A 20,830-nucleotide genomic window follows, 5' to 3' on the forward strand; every position below is an offset into this window, starting at 1 on the left:
ATAGTTGATAATCGTTGTCTTATCCGTATTTATAGGAAATCAGTAGTTTCACGAGTGTTGTTTTGAGTAATTATGAGAATGATGGGGGGCGATAGCGAGGGCAAAAGAGACTGTGCCTAATTGAGCTTTGGTATAACCATACTCTTCTATTAGGTGAGGAATAGCTAAAGAGAAATTTTTTCGAATTAAATAATAGGCAGCATAACCAATGAAAACGCCAAAAAATACTTGCCAACGTAATCGTTTATAATCCTTATCAATTTGTTTTTGATCTGTAATGGGAGCTGCTGGGGGAGATGCCTTTAAAAAAGTGAACATAAATGTACCTCTTATAGTAATAAACATTGTTGACAATTATCTATTAAAGATTGCTTATGCTACAATCAACTGACAGTTGGTATTTACCTACCGTAAGAGTGAGGGAAAATACCTTATTGGTGAGGGATATATGAAAGTAAATGAGAAAATTAGATCGTTGCGTGAATCAAGAAATTGGTCGCAAGAAGAAATGGCAAATAAATTGGGAATGTCTACAAACGGCTATTCTAAAATTTAACGTGGTGAGACAAGATTATATATTCCTAAATTGGAACAGATTGCAGATGTATTTGATATTGATGTGTTGGAATTAATGTCTGTTGGAGAAAAAAATATAGTGATGTATCACCAAGAAAGTGATAATCAAAGCCTTAATATTATTTGTAATTCTGAAGAATTGGCTCAACAGATAGAATATTTAAAATTACAGCTTGATCATAAAAACGAATTAATTAAAGCTAAAGATGAAATTATTGAGATGCAACGTAGGGAAAATGCTTTATTGAGAGAGGCTTTAGAGAAAACTAAGTGATAAAGAAAACCATAATATGCAATGTTCTTGTCAATCTGGATTTGAATATCAAGACTGTTGTCAGCCATTACATCTATACTTACTTGAAAATGATTAAAAAAAGGCTATCAGTGATAGCCCTTTTATCAGATCGTGCCGTAAAACTCCCTCCTTCAGGACATAGATATAAGGCACAAACAACAGCTTGTGCTGTTTTAAACTTAACTAGACCTAACTAATCGGGTGTTTTGCTGTTGCTTGATGTATTGACGAATACATACTACGCAAAGCCTTTAAGTTCAAGATAATGCCAAACGGTGAGTGAAGTCGCAGAATTAAACAGTTCTGTGGATGTTCTCGTTTTTCAATCGAGCATTGGCTTGGCAAAATGAACAATACGAACAAGATAATCGTTTTAAATTAATCTATTCAAAGCTAACCGCTCTGCTCACTCAATGGAGAAAAGAGCTAAGTTGGCTTAAAGAATGCCATTCTCAAGTACTACAACAGTCTTTAAAAAAACTTGAACGTGCATTTAAAAACTTCTTTCAACAACGTGCAGACTTTTCCAAATTTAAGAAAAAAGGTTTGAAAGAACGCTTCCGTTTTCCGCAAGGTTGCAAAATTGAGTCGAAAAACGACCGCTTGTATTTGCCGAAAATCGGTTGGGTTCTCTATCGCAACAGTCGTGAAATGGTGGGCGAAGTGAAAAATGTCACCGCTTCAATGAAATGCGGACGCTTTTTGTTCAGTATTCAAACGGAATTTAAACTCGAAATCCCGACTCATCAGGGTGGAACGATTGGTATTGATATGGACGTTGCACATTTTACCACGCTTTCTAATGGGGAATTTTTTGAACCGTTGAATGAGTTTAAAACCTATAAAAGCAAATTAGCCAAACTGCAAAAATGACTGAAAAATAAAGTGAAATTCAGTCAAAATTGGCAGAAATTAAAGGCGAAAATCACCAAATTGCACTACAAAATACCAGCCGCACCAACCCTTGTTGCGGTCATACGGCGAAATAAAATCGTTAAACGCAAGCCAATTTTGAGTGTGTGGAATGCGGTCACACAGAAAACGCCGATGAGGTTGGGGCGTTAAATGTATTGGAGCGTGGGCGAACAATTGTCCAAGCATAATCAAATATCAGGGCAGGACATGCTCGTAGAGCTTGTGAAGTGAACTTCATTATAGGTCAGCAGCAAGAACCCACCGAGAGTAGTCTATTACTTGCAGTAGGAGCTAATAGGAATCCCCGTCCTTTAGGGAGGGGACAACTTTTTAGAACAACTCTTTCACTTCACCTTTGCTATTGATGATTTTATTGCCTTGTTCCGGCACGTAATATTGTGTTGGTTCAGTACCTTCAATGAAATATTCTATTCTACCACCTGAGTCGGTCAACATCCCGTTTTGCATTGAAATTCGTTTTTGAATCACCCCTTCAGGCATAGGATCTTCACGTACTGGCAACGGTTTTAATGCGTTGGTCATATAATCGACCCAAGCTGGCATTGCTGATTTACCGCCGGATTCGCCACGCCCTAAGTCAAATTTATTGTCATCAAAACCGATATAAACGGAAGTGACTAAATCTGCACCAAAACCGACATACCAAGCCACTTTTGAGTTGTTGGTAGTTCCAGTTTTCCCACCTATATCCGGACGACCAATTGATTTTGCCCGCCAACTGGTACCAACCCAACCGCCGCCGGGCTCGCCGTAAATGCCGGAATTTAACGCACTGCGAATTAAAAAGGTTAATTTTCCGCTTAATACACGAGGTGCATATTCTGTTTGAGCAGGGTTGTCTTTAGACTCATTTTTACCCAATAAACTTGGTGCATTTTCTAATTGCACATTGTTAGTATTTAATTCCGGTACATCTGGAACGGCTTCGCTATTATCCTCATCAACAGAAAGGTTAGATAGTGAAGTATCGAGCGGAGTATTTTCTGTTGCCGAGTTATCCACTTTAACGGAGAGAAAATCTATTGGTTTAACATCACCATAGATGACTGGGATTTGTTTATCGCTACATTGGAAACAGGCAATTTTCGGTTTCGCTGTAAAAATTTCTTGACCGTTATTGTCTTTAATCGATTGGATTAAATAAGGATCGATTAAGAAACCACCATTATCAAAAACAGCGTAACCACGAGCCATTTCTAAAGGAGTGAACGAAGCCGCACCTAGTGCTAAAGCTTCGGTAGCAGCATATTGATTTTTTTGAAAGCCGAAACGCTGTAAATAATCAGCAATGTAATCAATTCCGACCATATTAACGGCACGAACCATCATTACATTTTTAGATAAGCCTAGCCCGACACGCAAACGCAATGGGCCATTAAATACATTCGGTGAGTTTTTTGGTTGCCAAGGTGCTTGTCCTGCTTTTCGTAAGGTAATAGGAGCATCGTTTAAAATGGTTGCCAAAGTCAGTCCTTTGTCTAAAGCGGCAGCATAAATAAATGGTTTAATTGAAGAGCCAACTTGAACCATCGATTGAGTGGCGCGATTAAATTTGCTGATTGCGAAACTAAAACCACCAACCATTGCTTCTATAGCACCATTGGTGCTATTTAAAGAAACCATTCCGGAATTAGCCAAAGGAATTTGGCGTAATAACCATTGCTGTTTGTCGTTTTGCATTAACCAGATCATATCACCACTATGTAGAATTTTATTGAGTGATCCTGCCCACTTAACTGCATTTTGATCTAATGTAATGTTTTCGCCGTTAGCAAGTAAGACCTGTGCTTTATTGTTTTTCACTTCTAAAACTACTGCTGGCTGTAACGGTTTCACATTTGGTTGTTGATTCAAAAAGCCGATAATATGTTCTTTATCCCACGCTGTTTCGTTTGCTTTCCATAAAGTTACATTTTTGCGATAACCGTGTCGCATATCATAGGCAAGAAGATTATTCCGCAATGCATTTTGTGCATTTATTTGATCTTGTGAGTTAATGGTCGTAAATACTTGATATCCTTTAGTATAAGCTTGTTCTTCGCCATATAATTTCACCATTTCTTGACGTACAGCTTCCACCACATAATCAGCGTGTAATTCAAGTTTTGAACCGTGATAGTTAGCGATAATCGGTTCCTTGAGTGCCTGTTGGTACTGTTCTTCAGTAATATATTTTTCATCTAGCATTCGTGCCAGTACAACATTTCTACGATCAGTTGCTCGTTTTAAGGAGTAAAGTGGATTCATTGTTGACGGCGCTTTGGGCAAACCCGCAAGCATTGCCATTTCGCTAAGTGTAAGTTGATCTAAGCTTTTGCCAAAATAGGTCTGTGCTGCCGCCGCAACACCATAAGCACGATAACCTAAATAAATTTTGTTGAGATAGAGTTCTAAAATTTCATCTTTGCTGAGATTATTTTCAATATCTATAGCAAGCACGGCTTCTTTGATTTTACGCATTAATTTTTTTTCCGGAGTAAGGAAAAAGTTCCGTGCTACTTGCTGTGTAATAGTGCTGGCACCTTGAGAAGCTCCGCCGGAAGTGATTGCCACTTTAAGCGCACGTGCAATGCCGATAGGGTCTAATCCGTGATGTTCATAGAAACGACTATCTTCGGTAGCGATAACCGCATTGATCATCTGTTGCGGAATTTTATCTAGTGTTACCGGAATGCGGCGTTGTTCACCAATTTCGCCAATCAGTTTTCCGTCAGCAGTAAAAATTTGCATAGGTTGTTGTAATTCAACATTTTTTAATTCGCTGACATCAGGAAGTTGTGATTTGATATGAAAGTAAAATAAGCCGCAAGCAACGCAGCCCAGTACAAATACAGTTAAAATAGAACTAAATATTAATTTTGCGATCTTCATCGAAAAATGACTCTCTGTATTGATGTGATATAAGTGAAAAAAAAGTAAATTGAGCTTATGTTTGTAAAATTGGATGTTGATTATACGATGAAAGTTCCTTTTGCTCCACGAAAAAAAGTATCCTCAAAATTGGTTAAAGTCGGAATCATTTTTATAGATAATTGTTTTTTCTACTCTTTTTTTAAGCAAGATGGTGAAGTTGTGTGTGGGAAAGTTGAAGATCGTATGCAGCTGGAAAAACTGCTTTCCCAACAGTTCCAAATTGAAGTAAAACATTTACTTTATATTTCCGTGTTACCGATACATTTAGTTTGGCATAAACGTTATCTCTGCCCACAAGCATTAACACAATACGAGGTTGCGCAACAGGTTTATTCAATGTTGGAGAATGACGTACCCAACGATGGAATGCCGATCTGGTTTGATTATGTGTATCAAGGACAACAGATAGATCTTTATGTGGTTAAACAAAAAAATGCAGAAGTGGAACTGGCTAAGTATCGACAATTTGATCTGAATATTTTGGATGTATTGCCTAGAGTGTTGTTGCGAGCATTTTATTATGAAATTCAACCAGATAAGACAGAAACATTGCTATATTGTTATTGCTCTGAACAGACAATATTTATCCTGTATTCGTTGTTAAACACAGAAATAGTGGTCAGCCAATCTTCGTTGGAGCAAAGCTGGAGCCGTTTTCAGGAACGTTTTGCTAATCGCTTTTCCAAAATGGTGATTTATCAAGAACAGTCCAAAGAGAGTAACTTATCTCAAATTGAGTTGCCGAAAAATTACATACTATTAGAGCCAAAAGCGCAGTATGCTTTTTTAAGTTTGGGATGTGCATTATGGGGAGAAGATATCAGTGCGAAATGAGATTAATTTATTAGATTGGCGCTCTCCATTGTATCGGCAAAGATTACGTCGGCTTTTACTATTAGTGTTGTTGTTAATTATCTTGTCAGCAACGATTTGGTATTTTGGTTTGCAATATGAACGGCAACAACGGCTTTCACTGAATCAATTAAAAAGTTCATATCAGGAATTAAGTCGACAATTACAACAAATAGAAAATAAACAGCTACACCAGCGAAAAATACTCAGTAATCAGGTCAAACTAGAGAAGTTGTCATTGGATGATATCAACTTCTTTATGACAAATTTGTCGCATTTACCACTTAACGGTGCGTTGTTAAATTTGGTACGAATTGAGATTAACCCTTTTAGTCAAGAACAGCGGAACAACACTGTTTTTATGTTAAGCGGAGAAAAAATAGAGCAGCAATCATTTTATGCATTGCAACAACATCTGCTTGCAAAGTGGCCCTATCCGATAACTTTTTTAACCAATGAATTGATACCGGACGAACAGAAGTTATATCGCTTCAAATTGGATTTTAGTAAAAGCAAGGAGGAGTGATGGAACTTGGTACGAAATATCCAAAAGGTGTGTATTGGTATTGCTTAAATTTGCCGCATTATTGGTTAGCTTGTGGATGGCTGTTTCTTTTTATTTTTATTTGTGCTTATCCTTTGTGGCAAAGTTGGCAACGTTCGCAGCAGATAGCTGATTTTTCACAACAGATTGCTAATTTACGTTTAAAAACAGATCAGCAGCAACAGATACTTACAGTATTGCAAAAACGTGTGAGTGAGCGTTTAAGTTCTAAACAAAATACGCAAAAATTATCCGATCTTCATCAGCAATTATCACAGTTCGCATCTGATATGGGAAATATTTCTTTTGAAATGCAAGTTAATAATAATGAAACAGTGAAAGTAGAATTACAAATTTATATGGAATTTCAACAATTTATTATGAATCTTGATTTGTTGTTTCAGTCTATTTTAGCGGAATGGGCAGTTTCTTCAGTGAAGCTGGAGCGTGATCCGATGTTACCGCGTGTATTACATATTTCTATTCAGTTATTTGCAGAGGAGTTCCATTAATGAAGAAAGGCATAATACTGATGGTTTGTATGATGATTTCCTTGAGCGGTTGGAGCCAAAAAGTGATACCAGATCCTTTTTTTGCGGAAGAGGCGAACATAATGCCTGAATTGATAGAGGATAAAAATTTGGCTTCAACAGATGAATTTGAAGCAATTGCTGTGAAATATATACAAGTGAATGAATTATATAAAATTTTTAATGAAAACGGAAATGGGCTTTTGTCTGGTTTGAGCGGATTTAGTGTCGAGCCGAGTAACAATTTATTGTTGGTAAAAGGGGATAAACAGCAGATACAAAAATTTAAACAGTTAATTTCTCAACTGGATAAACCGGGTAAGCAGATTGCCATAGAGGCACGTATAGTGACGATTAATAATGAAAGTTTAAATGAGCTTGGCGTTCGTTGGGGAATGTTTAGTGATGCGGATAATTTTCACAAAGTGGCGGCTAAATTTGATAGTTTTGGCTTGGAAAATTTAAGTTCTCATTTAAATGTTAATTTTTCAACGAGTTCGGAGGCTGCATCTATTGCATTACAGGTGGCGAAAATTCACGGACGGCTGTTGGATTTAGAGTTAAAAGCGTTGGAACAGGAAAATAATGTGGAAATTATTGCCAGCCCACATTTGTTGACATCTAACCAAAGAAAGGCATCGATTAAGCAAGGTTCTGAAATTCCTTATGTTATCGAAGATGATACAGAACGTAGCAGCCGTACTCATATTGAATTTAAAGAAGCAGTATTGGGTTTGGAAGTGACTCCACAAGTGCTGCATCAAGGCGTGATTTCGCTGGATCTGGTGGTAACACAGAATTCGGCAGGTGCGAGTATTCCTTATGGTGCCGGGCAAGTGGTAACGATTGATAAACAGGAAGTGCAATCGCAAGTGTTGGTGAGAGATGGAGAAACGGTGGTGTTGGGCGGTATTTTTCACGATCTGATCGGAAAAGGTGAAAATAAAGTACCGTTGTTGGGGGATATTCCCGGATTAGGCAAGTTATTTAGTAGCAAATCGGAGCGTCATCAGAAACGTGAACTGGTGATTTTTATTACGCCAAGAATTATTCATAATTCTCAAGAAACGATAGAAAATTATCAAAAGCGGAAACAGGATTTTATACAAGGAAACAATCTTTGATAAAAATACAATGCAAGGTTGAAATATAATCCCATTTCTTGAGATAATATTGAACTATCTCAATAAACATTCGAGGTCTAGGGGATCTTTTGAGTGTTGTAATTATGAAGAATACTTCGGTATTCTTTTTCTTTTGTAATAAAAACAACATTGTGTGTGAGTGTTACAATATTCAAAGATCAAACTATTCATAATTTTTAAACCTTAAGAACGATAAAAATGGCGGAAAAAAGAAATATTTTTTTAATTGGCCCGATGGGAGCAGGGAAAAGTACGATTGGTCGTCAACTTGCTCAACTGCTAAGTATGGATTTTGTGGATTCTGATACTGAAATTGAACAGCGAGCAGGTGCTGATATCGGTTGGATTTTTGATGTTGAGGGCGAAGAAGGGTTCAGAAAAAGAGAAGAACGCATTATTAATGAATTGACTCAACGTCAAGGCATTGTTTTATCGACCGGTGGCGGTGCAGTGATGTCTAAAGAAAATCGCAATCATCTTTCAGCGCGTGGTATTGTGATTTATTTAGAAACTACAGTGGAAAAACAACATCAACGTACTTTGCGTGATAAAAAACGTCCTCTATTACAGGGTGTGGAAGATCCGCGTAAAGTATTGGAAGATTTGGCTAAAATTCGTACGCCGTTGTATGAAGAAATTGCAGATATTACCCTGCAGACAGATGATCAAAGTGCTAAATTAATGGCAAATAATATTATCGATTTATTAGAAAATTTTGCCGGCTAATCGATAGCTTGTAGCTTGAATTAAGGATAGAAAAATGGTCAATGTATATGTAGAACTTAAAGAGCGTCGTTATCCGATTGCGATTGGTAGTGGATTATTATCCGATCCTAGCCATTATTCTCCTTTGAAAGCAGGCGATAAGGTAATGATTGTCAGCAATCCGACTGTTGCAAAATTTTATTTAACTACGGTGAAAAATACGTTGCAACAGCTAGGGTGCGTAGTTGATGAAGTGCTATTAAATGATGGTGAGCAGTATAAAACATTGGCATCTTTAAATCAGATTTTCACGACTTTGTTGGAAGCAAAACACGGTCGTGATACTACCATATTAGCACTAGGCGGTGGCGTGATTGGTGATATTGCCGGTTATGCAGCAGCTTCGTATCAACGTGGTGTTCGTTTTATTCAGGTTCCAACCACACTATTGGCGCAAGTGGATTCCTCTGTTGGCGGCAAAACAGCGGTCAATCACGAGCTTGGTAAAAATATGATTGGTGCATTTTATCAACCAAGTAAAGTTATTATTGATACAGATACGTTGAGTACTTTGCCGAGCAGAGAAGTGAGTGCCGGATTGGCAGAAGTGATTAAATATGGTGCGATTCTAGATTATGATTTCTTTGTTTGGTTGGAGCAGCATATTGATGAATTAATTCAGTTGCAGCCGAGTGCTTTGCAGTACTGCATTCAACGTTGCTGTGAGTTAAAAGCGTTAACCGTAGCAAAAGATGAAACTGAGCAAGGTGAAAGAGCGTTGCTTAATTTAGGTCATACTTTTGGTCACGCGATTGAAACCCATCTTGGTTACGGTAAATGGCTTCATGGTGAAGCTGTTGCTGCCGGAATGATGATGGCGGCATATCTTTCTCATCATTTAGACGATCTTTCCGTTGGTGATATTTCACGTTTACAACATCTGTTGCAACAGGTTGATTTGCCGGTACACTCTCCGGATGAAATGACGGCAGATGACTATTTGCCGCATATGATGCGCGACAAAAAAGTGTTGGCAGGAAAACTTCGTTTGATTTTATTAAAATCACTGGGAAGTGCTTATGTAACATCGGATGTGGATAAAGCACTAGTGTTGCAATCAATCCAAGACTGCATTAAACCGCATTAATTTATGCCGTCAAAGATCCTGATGCCAAAATACCGCTCTTTTCTGAAGTGGGCAGGTGGTAAATATCGCGTTATTGATGATATTAAGCGTCTTTATCCGAAAGGAAAGACGCAATTAATAGAACCTTTTGTCGGGGCAGGAACCGTCTTTTTAAATAGTGATTTTGATCATTATTTACTGGCGGATATTAATCCCGATTTGATCAATCTCTTTAATATTGTGAAGGCGGACGTTAATACTTATATCAAAGAGAGTCGTTCGCTTTTTATACATCCCGAAGCAAACACGGCAACACGTTATTATCAGTTAAGAACACTTTTTAATCAAAGTGAAGACCGTTGGTTACGAGCAATAATTTTCCTTTATTTAAATCGTTTTGGTTTTAACGGCTTATGTCGTTACAACAGCGAAAATGAGTTCAATGTACCCTTTGGCAGTTACAGACAGCACTATTTTCCGGAGAAGGAATTGCATTATTTTGCAGAAAAAGCACAGAAAGCAGAGTTTATTTGTGCCTCTTTTCAGCAAACATTTGCTGCAGCAAGTGAAAATAGCGTGATTTATTGTGATCCGCCTTATGCACCGATAAAGCAGGAAAGCAATTTTACCCGTTATGCCGGCAATGATTTCGGTTTAACTCAGCAAAAAGAGTTGGCAGAGTTATCGAAACAGACCGCCCAGCAGCATAATGCACTGGTGATGATCTCTAATCACGATACCGTTTTTACACGCCGTATTTATCAAGGGGCAAGGTTTAAGCGTGTTAATGTGCAACGTTCGATTAGTCATTCTGTAGAAAAACGAATTAAAGTGAAAGAGTTGATCGCTGTTTTTGAGCAAAAAGCGTTGCAAAAATGGCAAGCTAAACAGCAGATGAGAGCGGCATCGTTGGAATTACCTTGAATTCGAGTTGATTGATGGTAGGACAAATAGTGTTGATATTGCGGAGTAATTGAGCCTGTTGAAGTAATAATGCTTGTCGTACACTACCATTGGCAACGTGAAATAAAATTTTTTCTTCATTATATTGAGCAATACGGATCTGTCCTCGGAATTGAGTTGGAATGCATTGTTCAATATTGCGATAAAATTGTTGTCGTTTTTGGTGTTGCTCTAACAGCCCAGAAAGCGAGGAGTGTTGTAAAATTTCATTCACATTCAATGTTTTTTGATTTCTAATCTGTTTCTTATCATTTAATGACATTTCCGTCCCTTCCGTCAGTGAATTTTATGCTATTATAACGCAACTATTTTATAATCTTTTCCATTTTAACCAGTTTTATTAGGTATTGTAGTGAATTATCTTTTTTCATTGAAAATCGGAAAAAAAACAGCCTGGCATCGCTTGATTCTAAGTTTGCTAACGTTACTGTTTTTGCCGATTCACAGCGAGCAGCCTAATCAGGTTATTCCATTGCAACCGGAAGCGAATCAATCTGTTATTAGCATTGAATCACAGCAGATAAATTTGCAGTTTGTTGCATTAAAAAAACAGTTGCAGCAAATAGAAGTTATCCGGCAAAAAAGTAGAATGCAACCGGTTCAATATTCGGTGGTGCAGAATCGTCCTCAGCATCTTAATCGTTACCAAATTCTTATTCGTGCCGGGCCTAAACCAATAGTTTAGTTTATGATGTAGGTATCGGTGAAAGGTAACCGGTAAGGTATTTATTCTATTTTGAAAAAGAAATTATTATGTTATCAGCTATTGCAAGAAAACTTTTTGGAAGTCGTAATGACCGTATTTTGCGTCGCTTAAATAAGCGTGTGCATTTAATTAATAAATTAGAACCTGAATTTGAAGCTCTTTCCGATGAGCAGCTAAAAGCAAAAACAGCAGAGTTTCGTGATCGTTTGGAAAAAGGTGAAACATTGGAACAATTGCTGCCGGAAGCTTTTGCTACCGTGCGTGAAGCGAGTAAACGTGTTTTGGGCTTGCGTCCGTTTGATGTACAGCTAATAGGCGGAATGGTGTTGAATAATCGCTGTATTGCGGAAATGCGTACCGGGGAAGGTAAAACGTTAACTGCAACATTGCCTTGTTATCTTAATGCGTTAACTGGTAAAGGCGTACACGTGGTAACCGTTAATGATTACCTTGCACGACGTGATGCGGAAACTAACCGCCCACTTTTTGAGTTTTTAGGAATGACAGTAGCGGTGAATGTGCCCGGTTTATTGCCTGAAGAGAAACGCGCGGCTTATGCTGCGGATATCACTTATGCTACTAATAGTGAATTAGGTTTTGATTATTTAAGAGATAATCTGGCACATACAATGCACGAACGTTTTCAACGTCCACTATATTATGCGTTGGTCGATGAAGTTGACTCAATTTTGATTGATGAAGCACGTACGCCATTAATTATTTCCGGACAGGCAGAAGACAGTTCCGATCTCTATATCGCGATCAATAAATTAATCCCTCAATTAATTAAACAGGATAAAGAGGATAGCGATGAGTACCAAGGCGATGGTGATTTTACCGTTGATTTGAAAAATAAACAGGCCTATTTGACCGAACGAGGTCAAATTAAAATCGAAAAATTACTGGTACAGGCCGGTTTGATGAAAGAGGACGAGTCTCTCTATTCACCTTCAAAAATTACCCTTTTACATCACGTTTATGCTGCGTTGCGTGCTCACGCTTTATTCGAGCGTGATGTGGATTATATTGTGAAAGATGGAGAAGTGATCATTGTTGATGAACACACTGGACGCACAATGGCTGGACGTCGTTGGTCTGATGGTTTGCACCAAGCCATTGAAGCGAAAGAGGGGGTTCAGATTCAAAGTGAAAATCAAACAGTTGCATCCATTACTTACCAAAACTACTTCCGTTTATATGAAAAATTGGCAGGAATGACTGGTACAGCTGACACCGAAGCCTTTGAATTCCAACAAATTTATGGTTTGGAAACCATTGTTATTCCAACAAATAAGCCAATGATTCGTGATGATAGAACAGATTTAATGTTCAAAAATGAAGCGGATAAATTCCAAGCTATTGTGGAAGATATTAAAGATTGTGTTGCTCGCCAGCAGCCAGTTTTGGTTGGGACAGTATCTATCGAAAAATCAGAATTGTTATCTGATATTTTGAAAAAAGAGGGCATTAAACATAATGTGTTGAATGCAAAATTCCACGCCCAAGAAGCGGAAATTGTTGCGGATGCCGGTTATCCGGGAGCGGTGACTATTGCTACCAATATGGCAGGTCGTGGTACCGACATTGTGTTAGGCGGTAACTGGAAAGCGGAAGTGGCAAAATTGGAAAATCCGACTGAAGAACAGATCGAAGAGATTAAAAAAGCGTGGCAGGAACGTCACGATATAGTGATGAAAGCGGGTGGTTTGCATATTATTGGTACAGAACGTCACGAATCTCGTCGAATTGACAACCAGTTGCGCGGTCGTTCTGGACGACAAGGAGATCCAGGTTCTTCTCGTTTCTATCTCTCTTTGGATGATGCGTTAATGCGGATTTACTTGAATGAAGGCAAGTTGAACTTAATGCGAAAAGCATTTTCTGAACCGGGTGAGGCGATGGAGTCTAAAATGTTGACTAAAGTGATTGCTTCTGCTCAAGCAAAAGTGGAGGCACATAACTTTGATGGACGTAAAAATCTGCTTGAGTTTGATGATGTTGCTAATGATCAACGCCACGCCATTTATGCACAACGTAATGAATTATTGGAAAATGATGATATTTCCGAAACTATTGATGTGATTCGTGAAGATGTTTTCAATCACGTTATCGATCAATATATTCCACCTCAATCTTTAGAGGAACTTTGGGATGTAGAAGGACTAGAAAAACGCTTGAAGTCAGATTTCAATATGGATTTGCCAATCGCTAAATGGTTAGATGAAGATCATAATCTACACGAAGAAACTTTGCGTGAACGCATTATTCAAATTGCTATAGATGATTATAAAAATAAAGAATCGTTAGTGGGTGCGGAAACGATGCGTAATTTTGAAAAAGGTGTAATGTTGCAGACATTGGATGAGTTATGGAAGGAGCATCTTGCTGCAATGGATCATTTACGTAAAGGAATTCATTTACGCGGTTATGCACAAAAAGATCCGAAACAGGAATACAAGAAAGAGTCTTTCCAAATGTTTACAGATATGTTGGAAACATTGAAGTTCAATGTCGTTAGCATTTTGACCAAAGTTCAAGTCCGTACTCAAGAGGAAATTGAAGCCGCTGAAAAAGCAAGAATGGATGCTGCACAGCGAGCTGCTGAACAAGCGCATATTCAGTATCACAGTGGAGAGGATGCTGGGGAAAATAGTGCGGCAGAGAGTGATTTTTCTCATCCGAAACGCAAAATCGGTAGAAATGAACCTTGTCCTTGTGGTTCGGGTAAAAAATACAAACATTGTCACGGACGTATCCAGTAAATAATAGTGAGGCTTCATTTTTAGAGTGAAGCCTTATTCTTATAAGAGGTAATTGAAGGTGAAGAAACCATTAGTAAAAGTATCAGCTGGCATCATTCGTAATGAGTTCAAACAGATATATTTAACTAAAAGGTTAGAAGGAAAGGATTTTGCCCAGTCTTGGGAATTCCCCGGTGGTAAAGTGGATAACGGTGAAACTCCGGAACAGGCGTTAAAACGAGAGTTGGAAGAAGAAATCGGTATTTTTGTATTACAAGCAAAATTATATGAACACTTTGAATTTGAATATCCAACTAAAAGAATCTCATTCTATTTTTATTTGGTAGATGAATGGGTTGGCGAGCCTTTTGGTCGGGAAGGGCAAGAGGGTTTTTGGTTGGAACAGAAAGAGTTGGATGTTGGGCAATTCCCACCGGCAAATGTGAAAATTATTCAACGATTGTTGGCTGAAACAGAAGCTGATTAGGTGGCAAGTTTTACGGTAAGTTGTTGTAATGCTTGCCAACTGTTTTCATCACCCTGTTGTTTGATTGCTTTTTCGATGGCAGCTAAATGCTGAATGGCATCGTATAAGCGATGATAATTTAAGCGTTGGATGGCAGCACTATAAAGTGGTCGTCTGTTTTTCCAAATTTTGTATTGATCAAATTTTTGACGTAACAACTGGGAGTTTAACATTTGTTGCGTATTTTTAATTTTTATGTTGTCATCACTGCCAAGCCGTAATAAAAGGAGTAATTCCTTTTGCAAAATACGCAATAACATTACTGGCTGAATATCGCCTTCATTTTGTAGCTGTTCTAAAATGCGGATACAGCGATATTTTTTGCCTTGCAAAATAGCATCAATCCATTGAAATGGCGTAAAAACAGAAGATTGCTCAATACATTGCCCAGCATTTATTAGTGTAATTTTTTGTTGTGGATAAAGTAGTTGCATTAGCTGTAACGTTTGTTTTAATGCTGCTAAATTATTTTCATAATTATAAGCTAAAAGTTCTATTGCCTCATTATCAATGCTTAACTCCATCATCTTGGCACGTTGCTGAATCCATTGCGGTAACTGTTCTAAAGTGGGTGTTTGGCAATTAATCTGCAATGTTTTGATCTGTTCTAATGTTTTGAACCACGCTTGCTTTTCAATGGTCGTGGTCAGTTTTGCGATTTGAAAAATAGCGATGATGTCGGAATGCAACAAAGAAACTAGCTGTTGTAATTGCTGTTGTAACTGGGCGTTAATATTATCTGGCAAAGTGAAAAGGAAAATCTGTTGTTGTGAAAATAAACCGAAAGTTTGTAGATCGGTAAAGAGTGTTGCCCAATCAGTATTACTATCGATAACGATTTCCTGTTTTTGTGTTGCGCCTTGCTGTTTGCCGAATTGAAAAAGGTGATATTTGCTTTCTTCAATCAATAGTGGATCTTGCCCAACCAACAAATATGCAGGATAGGTTTTTTGTTGCAATGTGTGGACAAGTTGGTTGGCAAAGATCCGTATTATCATAATTGAGATTAGTATTGTTGTTGGATACTGATCATTTTGATTAAAATTTGTTGTGCCGCCTGCTTGTACATATCATTACGGATTAGTTGCTGTTCCGCATTTTTTGCTAATGCGGCACGAGAGTTGTCAAAAAATGTACGCGAAACTTGCACTTCTATTGGATATTGCTTTTTATCCGGCATTTGCAAAGATGCACTTACGGATAAAGAAAGTAAGGATTCCGCTTCACGGCCTTGTTTAAAGACGGACACCACTTCATCACTGCTAGTAGAACCGTTTAATTTTAATGTCGGAACATTTCCTTCTTCGACCAAAGTAACACCGTGGGTGCGTAATTCCTTACGCATTGCAATGGCAATATCGCTGTATTTATCACCGCTGCTGAGTTTTATTTCTTTAAAAAGCTTTTGAGAAAGTTGGTCATTAGCAAAATGGAAACCGCAAGAAGAGAGTAATAATGTCGCAGACAAGGTGAAAATATATTTTAGTTTATTCATCAAAATTTCCTTATTCATTGACATCTTAATAACTGTTGGGAGTTTTTAAAAGACTTCCCAACTACAGTATTAAGATTGCTGTAATATGCCGCCGTTTAATGCGGCGGCACGATAATAATAGCATTTTATTTAGCCACGAAACTGAGCAATTTGCCAGGAACATAAATGACTTTAATGATATTTAAACCATCTAAGTGTTTTTGTACATTTTCATCTGCCATTGCCGCAGTTTTGATCTCTTCTTCGGAAGCACTTGCCGCAACAGTGATTTTTCCGCGAACTTTACCATTAACCTGAACTACAACCAATTTTTCTTCATCGACCATCGCCTTCTGATCGGCTACAACCCACGATGCAAAATCAATGACATCTTGATTACCAAGATCTTGCCATAATTGTAAGCAGATATGCGGTGTGATTGGATAAAGCATTTTAATCACGGCATTTAATGCCTCTTTCATTACCGCACGATCTTGTTCTTGCGCTAATGGTGCTTTAGTGAGTTTATTCATTAACTCCATAATGGCAGCAATAGCGGTGTTGAAAGTTTGACGACGACCAATATCATCACTGACTTTGGCAATGGTTTTATGTAGATCACGGCGTAGAGCTTTTTGATCAGTGTTTAACGCTTTCGGATCAAGCTCAACGGTGGCAGGTTGCTGTAAATAATCATAAGTTAACTTCCACAAACGGCGTAAGAAACGATTAGCACCTTCGACACCGGATTCTTGCCACTCTAAAGTCATTTCTGCCGGAGAAGCAAACATCATAAATAGACGAACTGTATCCGCACCATATTTTTCTACCATTTCTTGCGGATCGATACCGTTATTTTTTGATTTAGACATTTTTGTCATACCGGCGTGAACAAGCTCGTGACCTTCAGGATCAACTGCTTTAATAATACGACCTTTTTCATCGCGAGTAATAGTCACTTTGGTTGGTGATACCCAAATGCGTTCATTTGTTTCTGAGGTGTAATAGAATGCATCAGCTAACACCATTCCTTGACATAGAAGCTTAGTTGCTGGCTCATCACAAGCAACCAAACCGGCATCACGTAATAATTTATGATAAAAACGGAAGTAAAGCAGGTGCATTGTTGCGTGTTCAATACCTCCGATATACTGATCCACCGGCAACCAATAATTCGCTTCTTCGCTGTTTAACATACCTTGTTGATATTGTGGACAAGTATAACGAGCATAATACCAAGACGATTCCATAAAGGTGTCGAAGGTATCGGTTTCACGCAAGGCAGGTTGACCGTTGTAAGTGGTTTTTGACCAATTCGGATCGGCTTTAATCGGACTTTGCACTCCGTCCATTACCACATCTTCCGGCAATTCGACCGGCAAATCTGCTAGTGGCACCGGCACAACATCACCGTTTTCTAAGGTGAGCATCGGGATTGGTGTTCCCCAATAGCGTTGGCGAGAAACCCCCCAATCGCGTAAACGATAGTTCACTTGGCGTTTACCCACGCCCATCGCTTCCAATTTATCGGCAATGCCATTAAAAGCGTGTTCAAAATCTAAGCCATTGAATTCAGCGGAATTAATGGCAATACCGTGTTCGGTGTAAGCGGCTTTGGATAGATCCAATTCTGAACCGTCAAGCGGTGCAATCACCGGTTTTAACGGTAAATGATATTTTTGCGCAAATTCATAGTCGCGTTGATCGTGTGCCGGCACAGCCATCACCGCACCGGTACCGTAATGCATTAAAACGAAATTAGCGATCCAAACCGGCACAGCCTCACCGGTAATCGGGTGAAGCGCATAACGACCGGTAAACATCCCTTTTTTCTCCATTGTCGCCAATTCCGCTTCTGCCACTTTGGTATTTCGGCATTCTTGGATAAATTGCGCTAATTCAGGATTGTTTTTCGCGGCTTGTTCCGCCAGTGGATGTCCGGCAGCCACGGCAAGATAAGACACGCCGTAGAATGTATCCGGACGGGTAGTATAAACGGTTACGGTTTCATCGCTATCTTGCATTTTAAAGGTAATTTCAACCCCTTCGGAACGACCAATCCAGTTGCGCTGCATCGCTTTTACTTGATCCGGCCATTCAGGCAACTGATCCAATCCTTGTAAAAGTTGTTCAGCATAATCGGTAATTTTGACAAACCATTGTGGGATCTCTTTTTGTTCCACCGGCGTATCACAGCGCCAGCAGCAACCGTCGTTTACCTGCTCATTTGCCAATACGGTTTGGTCATTCGGACACCAGTTAACGGTAGAGGTTTTCTTATAAATTAACCCTTTTTTATATAATTCAGTGAAAAACCACTGTTCCCATTTGTAATATTGAGGTTTACAGGTCGCAATTTCGCGATCCCAATCATAACTGAAGCCCAACATCTTCAGTTGGTTTTTCATATATTCGATATTATCGTAAGTCCAAGTTGCCGGCGCTGCTTTATTTTTAATTGCTGCATTTTCTGCAGGTAAACCGAAAGCATCCCAACCGATAGGCTGTAATACATTTTTGCCATTCATTCGTTGATAACGGGAGATAACATCGCCGATAGTATAATTACGAACGTGTCCCATATGTAAACGACCGGAAGGATAAGGGAACATTGATAAGCAGTAATATTTTTCTTTGCTTGGATCGGGTTGAACTTTAAAGGTTTTATTATCTTGCCAGTATTTTTGAATACGACTCTCGACTAAGTCGGGACGATATTGTTCTTGCATAATAAAGTTGTCCTATGAGTACTGAAATTTGAAATGAAAAATGATATTAAAAAATGTGGTATAGAATAGCTTAAAATCTAGGTAATTAATAGAAATATTATTGGTATTGGCGCCGAATTTGAGTACACTTGCACTATGTTTTATGCACATCTCTTTCATTATGCCGCAGGTTTTTGTTGTTTGGGGAAATATTCATCAATCTTATCCATTTCACCTTTTGCCACCGATCTCGTATCTAAGCACGATTTTTAAGCACACTTCAATGGCACCTAATAAACAAAGGCAGCGCAAAATCGGTTATTTTTTATTATGGAAATTATTGCAGCAGCTTGGGCAAGAACAGGTTTTTGCTCAAGGAATTGAAAAGGATCAACAGGGCAGACCGCATTTTAATGCACCGCAATTTGATTTTAATTTAAGCCATTCCGGGGATTGGGTGGCAGTGATTTTAGTACAACGAGTGCATAATGAGTCGGTGGCAATTGATATTGAGCATCCGTTGAGGATAAGAAATTTTGAACGTTTATTGCATTATTATGCCTCAAAAACAGAAATAGCGTGGTGGCAATCGCAGCAAAAGCAGGATGAGGCTTTTTATTTGACTTGGTGTGCGCGTGAGGCGATTTTAAAAGCGAAAGGGCGGGGAATCGGTGCTATTTCAAAAGTGCGGTTTGAGCCGGAAAATAGTTGTTTTTTTACCCAAGAGGCACCAAACGGGCAACTTTTTTTTGCACAGGAATTGCCTTTTTATTTAGCTTGCTTTGTACAAGGAAGTGGCACAATATCACACTGTTTTTGTTGGCAAGAAAAAAACGCATCCTTGCTGCAACAGAAGGTAAAATTAAAACGTTATCGAGTGATTAATAGGAAATTGTAATGACAGAAGAACAAATAAATAAATTGGATCCACACGCTTTCGGGCGAAAATTTGCCGGCGTATTGCAGTGGATTTTAAATATTGCTTTGGTGGTATTGTCGGTAATTTTGGTGATTTTACTGGGCAAACAGACATTTGAATTGGGGCAGATTATTGTGTTGAAGGCAAGTGACACCACTATTGCCTATGTGTTGGCGGAACGAATCGTGGTCTATTTTCTCTATTTTGAGTTTTTAGCTCTGATTGTGAAATATTTTACCGCCGGCTTCCATTTCCCATTACGTTATTTTTTATATATCGGAATCACGGCAATGATCAGGCTGATCATTGTCGATCATTCGAGTTCGCTGGGAACATTGGCGGTGGCAGCGGCGATTTTATTAATGGTGATTGCACTGTTTTTAGCCAATGTCGCAGAGAAGAAAAATTAGGAGATTAAAAATGTCAGACGATAAATTTATTCAACAATATGGGCAAAAAGATATTGAAATTGTCAGTGATGAGGTCGTATTTAAAGGCTTTTATACGATGAAACGGGTTAAATTTCGTCACAAACTTTTTTCCGGAGAAATGAGCGGCATTGTCACGCGAGAACTGCTTGCTAAAAATGAAGCAACAGCCGTCGTACTTTATGATCCGCAACTGGATAATGTTGTTTTGGTCGAGCAAGTTCGGATTGGTGCGATTGATCCGAAATCGCCATCATCACCTTGGTTATTGGAATTAGTCGCGGGAATGATCGAAACCGGAGAACAGCCGGCAGGCGTTGCTGTTCGTGAAAGTGAAGAAGAGGCAGGCGTGCATTTAACTGAAGTAATGCCGATTATGCAATTTTGGGATAGCCCGGGTGGAATGGCGGAGCGCATTCATCTTTTTGCCGGCAAAGTAGATTCAACCAAAGTGGGCGGTATTCACGGTTTAGCGGAAGAAAATGAGGATATTCGCGTACACGTTGTCAGCCGAGCCACCGCTTACCAATGGTTGGAACAAGGCAGAATTGATAACGGTGTTGCTGTGATTGGGTTACAGTGGTTGCAGTTGAACTATAAAAAATTGCAACAGAAATGGTGTTAATTTGTGAACAAGTGAGCATTTTCTGAATAAAAAACAATAAAAAATGTGCGTAAACTAACACTTTTATAATTTAGCTGCTGACTTTTTTATGGAATTGTCTAAAGTAGAGATAGTAATT

The 20,830-nt window shown here is 38.7% G+C and carries 22 protein-coding genes and 1 pseudogene; 17 read left to right on the forward strand and 6 right to left on the reverse strand.

The features are described from left to right. Positions 1-87: 87 nt before the first annotated feature. A pseudogene (locus P375_RS02525) lies at positions 88-318 on the reverse strand (glycerol-3-phosphate transporter); the annotation flags it as partial. A gap of 130 nt (positions 319-448) precedes the next feature. On the opposite strand from P375_RS02525, the gene P375_RS12700 reads away from it, so the two are divergent. The 4 genes from P375_RS12700 to P375_RS12705 all read left to right on the forward strand — a co-directional run bounded on the left by P375_RS12700 (position 449) and on the right by P375_RS12705 (position 1,936). Beyond that, complete coding sequence (locus tag P375_RS12700; RefSeq protein WP_231924856.1) at positions 449-556, forward strand: helix-turn-helix domain-containing protein; 108 nt, start codon at positions 449-451, stop codon at positions 554-556. A gap of 30 nt (positions 557-586) precedes the next feature. Next, positions 587-850 carry a hypothetical protein gene (locus P375_RS02530; RefSeq protein WP_052121777.1) on the forward strand — a complete coding sequence of 88 codons (264 nt, stop codon included), beginning with the start codon at positions 587-589 and terminating at the stop codon, positions 848-850. A gap of 330 nt (positions 851-1,180) precedes the next feature. Continuing rightward, the gene (locus tag P375_RS02535; RefSeq protein WP_245176411.1) at positions 1,181-1,744 is read left to right on the forward strand and encodes an RNA-guided endonuclease InsQ/TnpB family protein; all 564 of its coding nucleotides are present in this window, start codon (positions 1,181-1,183) and stop codon (positions 1,742-1,744) included. Between the two features lie 12 nt (positions 1,745-1,756). Then, entirely contained in the window at positions 1,757-1,936 is a 180-nt protein-coding gene (locus P375_RS12705; protein ID WP_231924858.1) for a hypothetical protein, read from the forward strand. 180 nt (positions 1,937-2,116) lie between these two features. On the opposite strand, the gene P375_RS02540 is transcribed toward P375_RS12705, so the two are convergent. Next, a complete protein-coding gene (locus tag P375_RS02540; RefSeq protein ID WP_039134014.1) occupies positions 2,117-4,678 on the reverse strand; it encodes a penicillin-binding protein 1A in 2,562 nt (853 codons plus the stop codon). 57 nt (positions 4,679-4,735) lie between these two features. On the opposite strand from P375_RS02540, the gene P375_RS02545 reads away from it, so the two are divergent. The 7 genes from P375_RS02545 to P375_RS02575 all read left to right on the forward strand — a co-directional run bounded on the left by P375_RS02545 (position 4,736) and on the right by P375_RS02575 (position 10,546). Then, positions 4,736-5,554, forward strand: coding sequence for a hypothetical protein (locus P375_RS02545; RefSeq protein WP_039134016.1), 819 nt, complete (start codon positions 4,736-4,738; stop codon positions 5,552-5,554). Next, positions 5,544-6,098 (forward strand): hypothetical protein, encoded by a 555-nt coding sequence (locus P375_RS02550; protein WP_039134019.1) that lies wholly within the window; start codon positions 5,544-5,546, stop codon positions 6,096-6,098. Before P375_RS02545 ends, P375_RS02550 begins: the two co-directional genes overlap by 11 nt. Next, positions 6,098-6,628 carry a hypothetical protein gene (locus P375_RS02555; RefSeq protein ID WP_039134022.1) on the forward strand — a complete coding sequence of 177 codons (531 nt, stop codon included), beginning with the start codon at positions 6,098-6,100 and terminating at the stop codon, positions 6,626-6,628. Before P375_RS02550 ends, P375_RS02555 begins: the two co-directional genes overlap by 1 nt. Further along, the gene (gene pilQ / locus P375_RS02560) at positions 6,628-7,770 is read left to right on the forward strand and encodes a type IV pilus secretin PilQ (protein WP_052121778.1); all 1,143 of its coding nucleotides are present in this window, start codon (positions 6,628-6,630) and stop codon (positions 7,768-7,770) included. The genes P375_RS02555 and pilQ overlap by 1 nt, the downstream gene beginning before the upstream one ends. Positions 7,771-7,989: 219 nt before the next feature. Next, a complete protein-coding gene (gene aroK / locus P375_RS02565; RefSeq protein WP_013746277.1) occupies positions 7,990-8,517 on the forward strand; it encodes a shikimate kinase AroK in 528 nt (175 codons plus the stop codon). Positions 8,518-8,551: 34 nt separating this feature from the next. Further along, positions 8,552-9,643: a 3-dehydroquinate synthase gene (gene aroB / locus P375_RS02570; protein WP_039134025.1), complete on the forward strand. Its 1,092-nt coding sequence runs from the start codon at positions 8,552-8,554 to the stop codon at positions 9,641-9,643. Between the two features lie 3 nt (positions 9,644-9,646). Then, positions 9,647-10,546 (forward strand): Dam family site-specific DNA-(adenine-N6)-methyltransferase, encoded by a 900-nt coding sequence (locus P375_RS02575; RefSeq protein ID WP_052121779.1) that lies wholly within the window; start codon positions 9,647-9,649, stop codon positions 10,544-10,546. On the opposite strand, the gene P375_RS02580 is transcribed toward P375_RS02575, so the two are convergent. Next, positions 10,506-10,847, reverse strand: coding sequence for a DciA family protein (locus P375_RS02580; protein WP_039134028.1), 342 nt, complete (start codon positions 10,845-10,847; stop codon positions 10,506-10,508). The genes P375_RS02575 and P375_RS02580 overlap by 41 nt on opposite strands. Positions 10,848-10,937: 90 nt before the next feature. Between P375_RS02580 and secM the strand changes: the two genes are divergently transcribed. The 3 genes from secM (at position 10,938) to mutT (ending at position 14,519) form a co-directional block, all read left to right on the forward strand. Beyond that, complete coding sequence (gene secM, locus P375_RS02585) at positions 10,938-11,270, forward strand: secA translation cis-regulator SecM (RefSeq protein WP_039134031.1); 333 nt, start codon at positions 10,938-10,940, stop codon at positions 11,268-11,270. A gap of 68 nt (positions 11,271-11,338) precedes the next feature. Then, positions 11,339-14,053, forward strand: coding sequence for a preprotein translocase subunit SecA (gene secA / locus P375_RS02590; RefSeq protein WP_039134034.1), 2,715 nt, complete (start codon positions 11,339-11,341; stop codon positions 14,051-14,053). Between the two features lie 58 nt (positions 14,054-14,111). After that, positions 14,112-14,519 (forward strand): 8-oxo-dGTP diphosphatase MutT, encoded by a 408-nt coding sequence (gene mutT / locus P375_RS02595; RefSeq protein WP_039134037.1) that lies wholly within the window; start codon positions 14,112-14,114, stop codon positions 14,517-14,519. Here mutT and holA read toward each other — a convergent pair. The 3 genes from holA to leuS all read right to left on the reverse strand — a co-directional run bounded on the left by holA (position 14,516) and on the right by leuS (position 18,761). Then, a complete protein-coding gene (gene holA / locus P375_RS02600; RefSeq protein WP_039134315.1) occupies positions 14,516-15,553 on the reverse strand; it encodes a DNA polymerase III subunit delta in 1,038 nt (345 codons plus the stop codon). The genes mutT and holA overlap by 4 nt on opposite strands. 11 nt (positions 15,554-15,564) lie before the next feature. After that, entirely contained in the window at positions 15,565-16,056 is a 492-nt protein-coding gene (lptE, locus tag P375_RS02605) for an LPS assembly lipoprotein LptE (RefSeq protein ID WP_039134319.1), read from the reverse strand. A gap of 122 nt (positions 16,057-16,178) precedes the next feature. Further along, positions 16,179-18,761 (reverse strand): leucine--tRNA ligase, encoded by a 2,583-nt coding sequence (gene leuS / locus P375_RS02610; protein ID WP_039134040.1) that lies wholly within the window; start codon positions 18,759-18,761, stop codon positions 16,179-16,181. A 262-nt stretch (positions 18,762-19,023) separates the two neighbouring features. Here leuS and P375_RS02615 point away from each other — a divergent pair, with 262 nt between their 5' ends. The 3 genes from P375_RS02615 to nudF are packed head-to-tail and all read left to right on the forward strand — an operon-like array spanning position 19,024 to position 20,712. Next, a complete protein-coding gene (locus P375_RS02615; RefSeq protein ID WP_039134042.1) occupies positions 19,024-19,638 on the forward strand; it encodes a 4'-phosphopantetheinyl transferase family protein in 615 nt (204 codons plus the stop codon). Beyond that, the gene (gene psiE / locus P375_RS02620; protein WP_013746266.1) at positions 19,638-20,069 is read left to right on the forward strand and encodes a phosphate-starvation-inducible protein PsiE; all 432 of its coding nucleotides are present in this window, start codon (positions 19,638-19,640) and stop codon (positions 20,067-20,069) included. Before P375_RS02615 ends, psiE begins: the two co-directional genes overlap by 1 nt. Before the next feature lie 10 nt (positions 20,070-20,079). Further along, a complete protein-coding gene (nudF, locus tag P375_RS02625; RefSeq protein ID WP_013746265.1) occupies positions 20,080-20,712 on the forward strand; it encodes an ADP-ribose diphosphatase in 633 nt (210 codons plus the stop codon). Positions 20,713-20,830: the final 118 nt, after the last annotated feature.

The organism is Gallibacterium genomosp. 2, assembly GCF_000771895.1.
GTDB lineage: Bacteria > Pseudomonadota > Gammaproteobacteria > Enterobacterales > Pasteurellaceae > Gallibacterium.

Coding starts and splice junctions, on each gene's coding strand:
- P375_RS02555 (WP_039134022.1), top strand. CDS start 6,098: ATGGAACTTGGTACGAAATATCCAAAAGGTGTGTATTGGTATTGCTTA.
- nudF (WP_013746265.1), top strand. CDS start 20,080: ATGTCAGACGATAAATTTATTCAACAATATGGGCAAAAAGATATTGAA.
- aroB (WP_039134025.1), top strand. CDS start 8,552: ATGGTCAATGTATATGTAGAACTTAAAGAGCGTCGTTATCCGATTGCG.
- psiE (WP_013746266.1), top strand. CDS start 19,638: ATGACAGAAGAACAAATAAATAAATTGGATCCACACGCTTTCGGGCGA.
- P375_RS02580 (WP_039134028.1), bottom strand. CDS start 10,847: ATGTCATTAAATGATAAGAAACAGATTAGAAATCAAAAAACATTGAAT.
- P375_RS02575 (WP_052121779.1), top strand. CDS start 9,647: ATGCCGTCAAAGATCCTGATGCCAAAATACCGCTCTTTTCTGAAGTGG.
- P375_RS12700 (WP_231924856.1), top strand. CDS start 449: ATGAAAGTAAATGAGAAAATTAGATCGTTGCGTGAATCAAGAAATTGG.
- aroK (WP_013746277.1), top strand. CDS start 7,990: ATGGCGGAAAAAAGAAATATTTTTTTAATTGGCCCGATGGGAGCAGGG.
- secA (WP_039134034.1), top strand. CDS start 11,339: ATGTTATCAGCTATTGCAAGAAAACTTTTTGGAAGTCGTAATGACCGT.
- leuS (WP_039134040.1), bottom strand. CDS start 18,761: ATGCAAGAACAATATCGTCCCGACTTAGTCGAGAGTCGTATTCAAAAA.
- pilQ (WP_052121778.1), top strand. CDS start 6,628: ATGAAGAAAGGCATAATACTGATGGTTTGTATGATGATTTCCTTGAGC.
- P375_RS02540 (WP_039134014.1), bottom strand. CDS start 4,678: ATGAAGATCGCAAAATTAATATTTAGTTCTATTTTAACTGTATTTGTA.
- P375_RS02615 (WP_039134042.1), top strand. CDS start 19,024: ATGGCACCTAATAAACAAAGGCAGCGCAAAATCGGTTATTTTTTATTA.
- P375_RS02535 (WP_245176411.1), top strand. CDS start 1,181: ATGTTCTCGTTTTTCAATCGAGCATTGGCTTGGCAAAATGAACAATAC.
- P375_RS02545 (WP_039134016.1), top strand. CDS start 4,736: ATGTTTGTAAAATTGGATGTTGATTATACGATGAAAGTTCCTTTTGCT.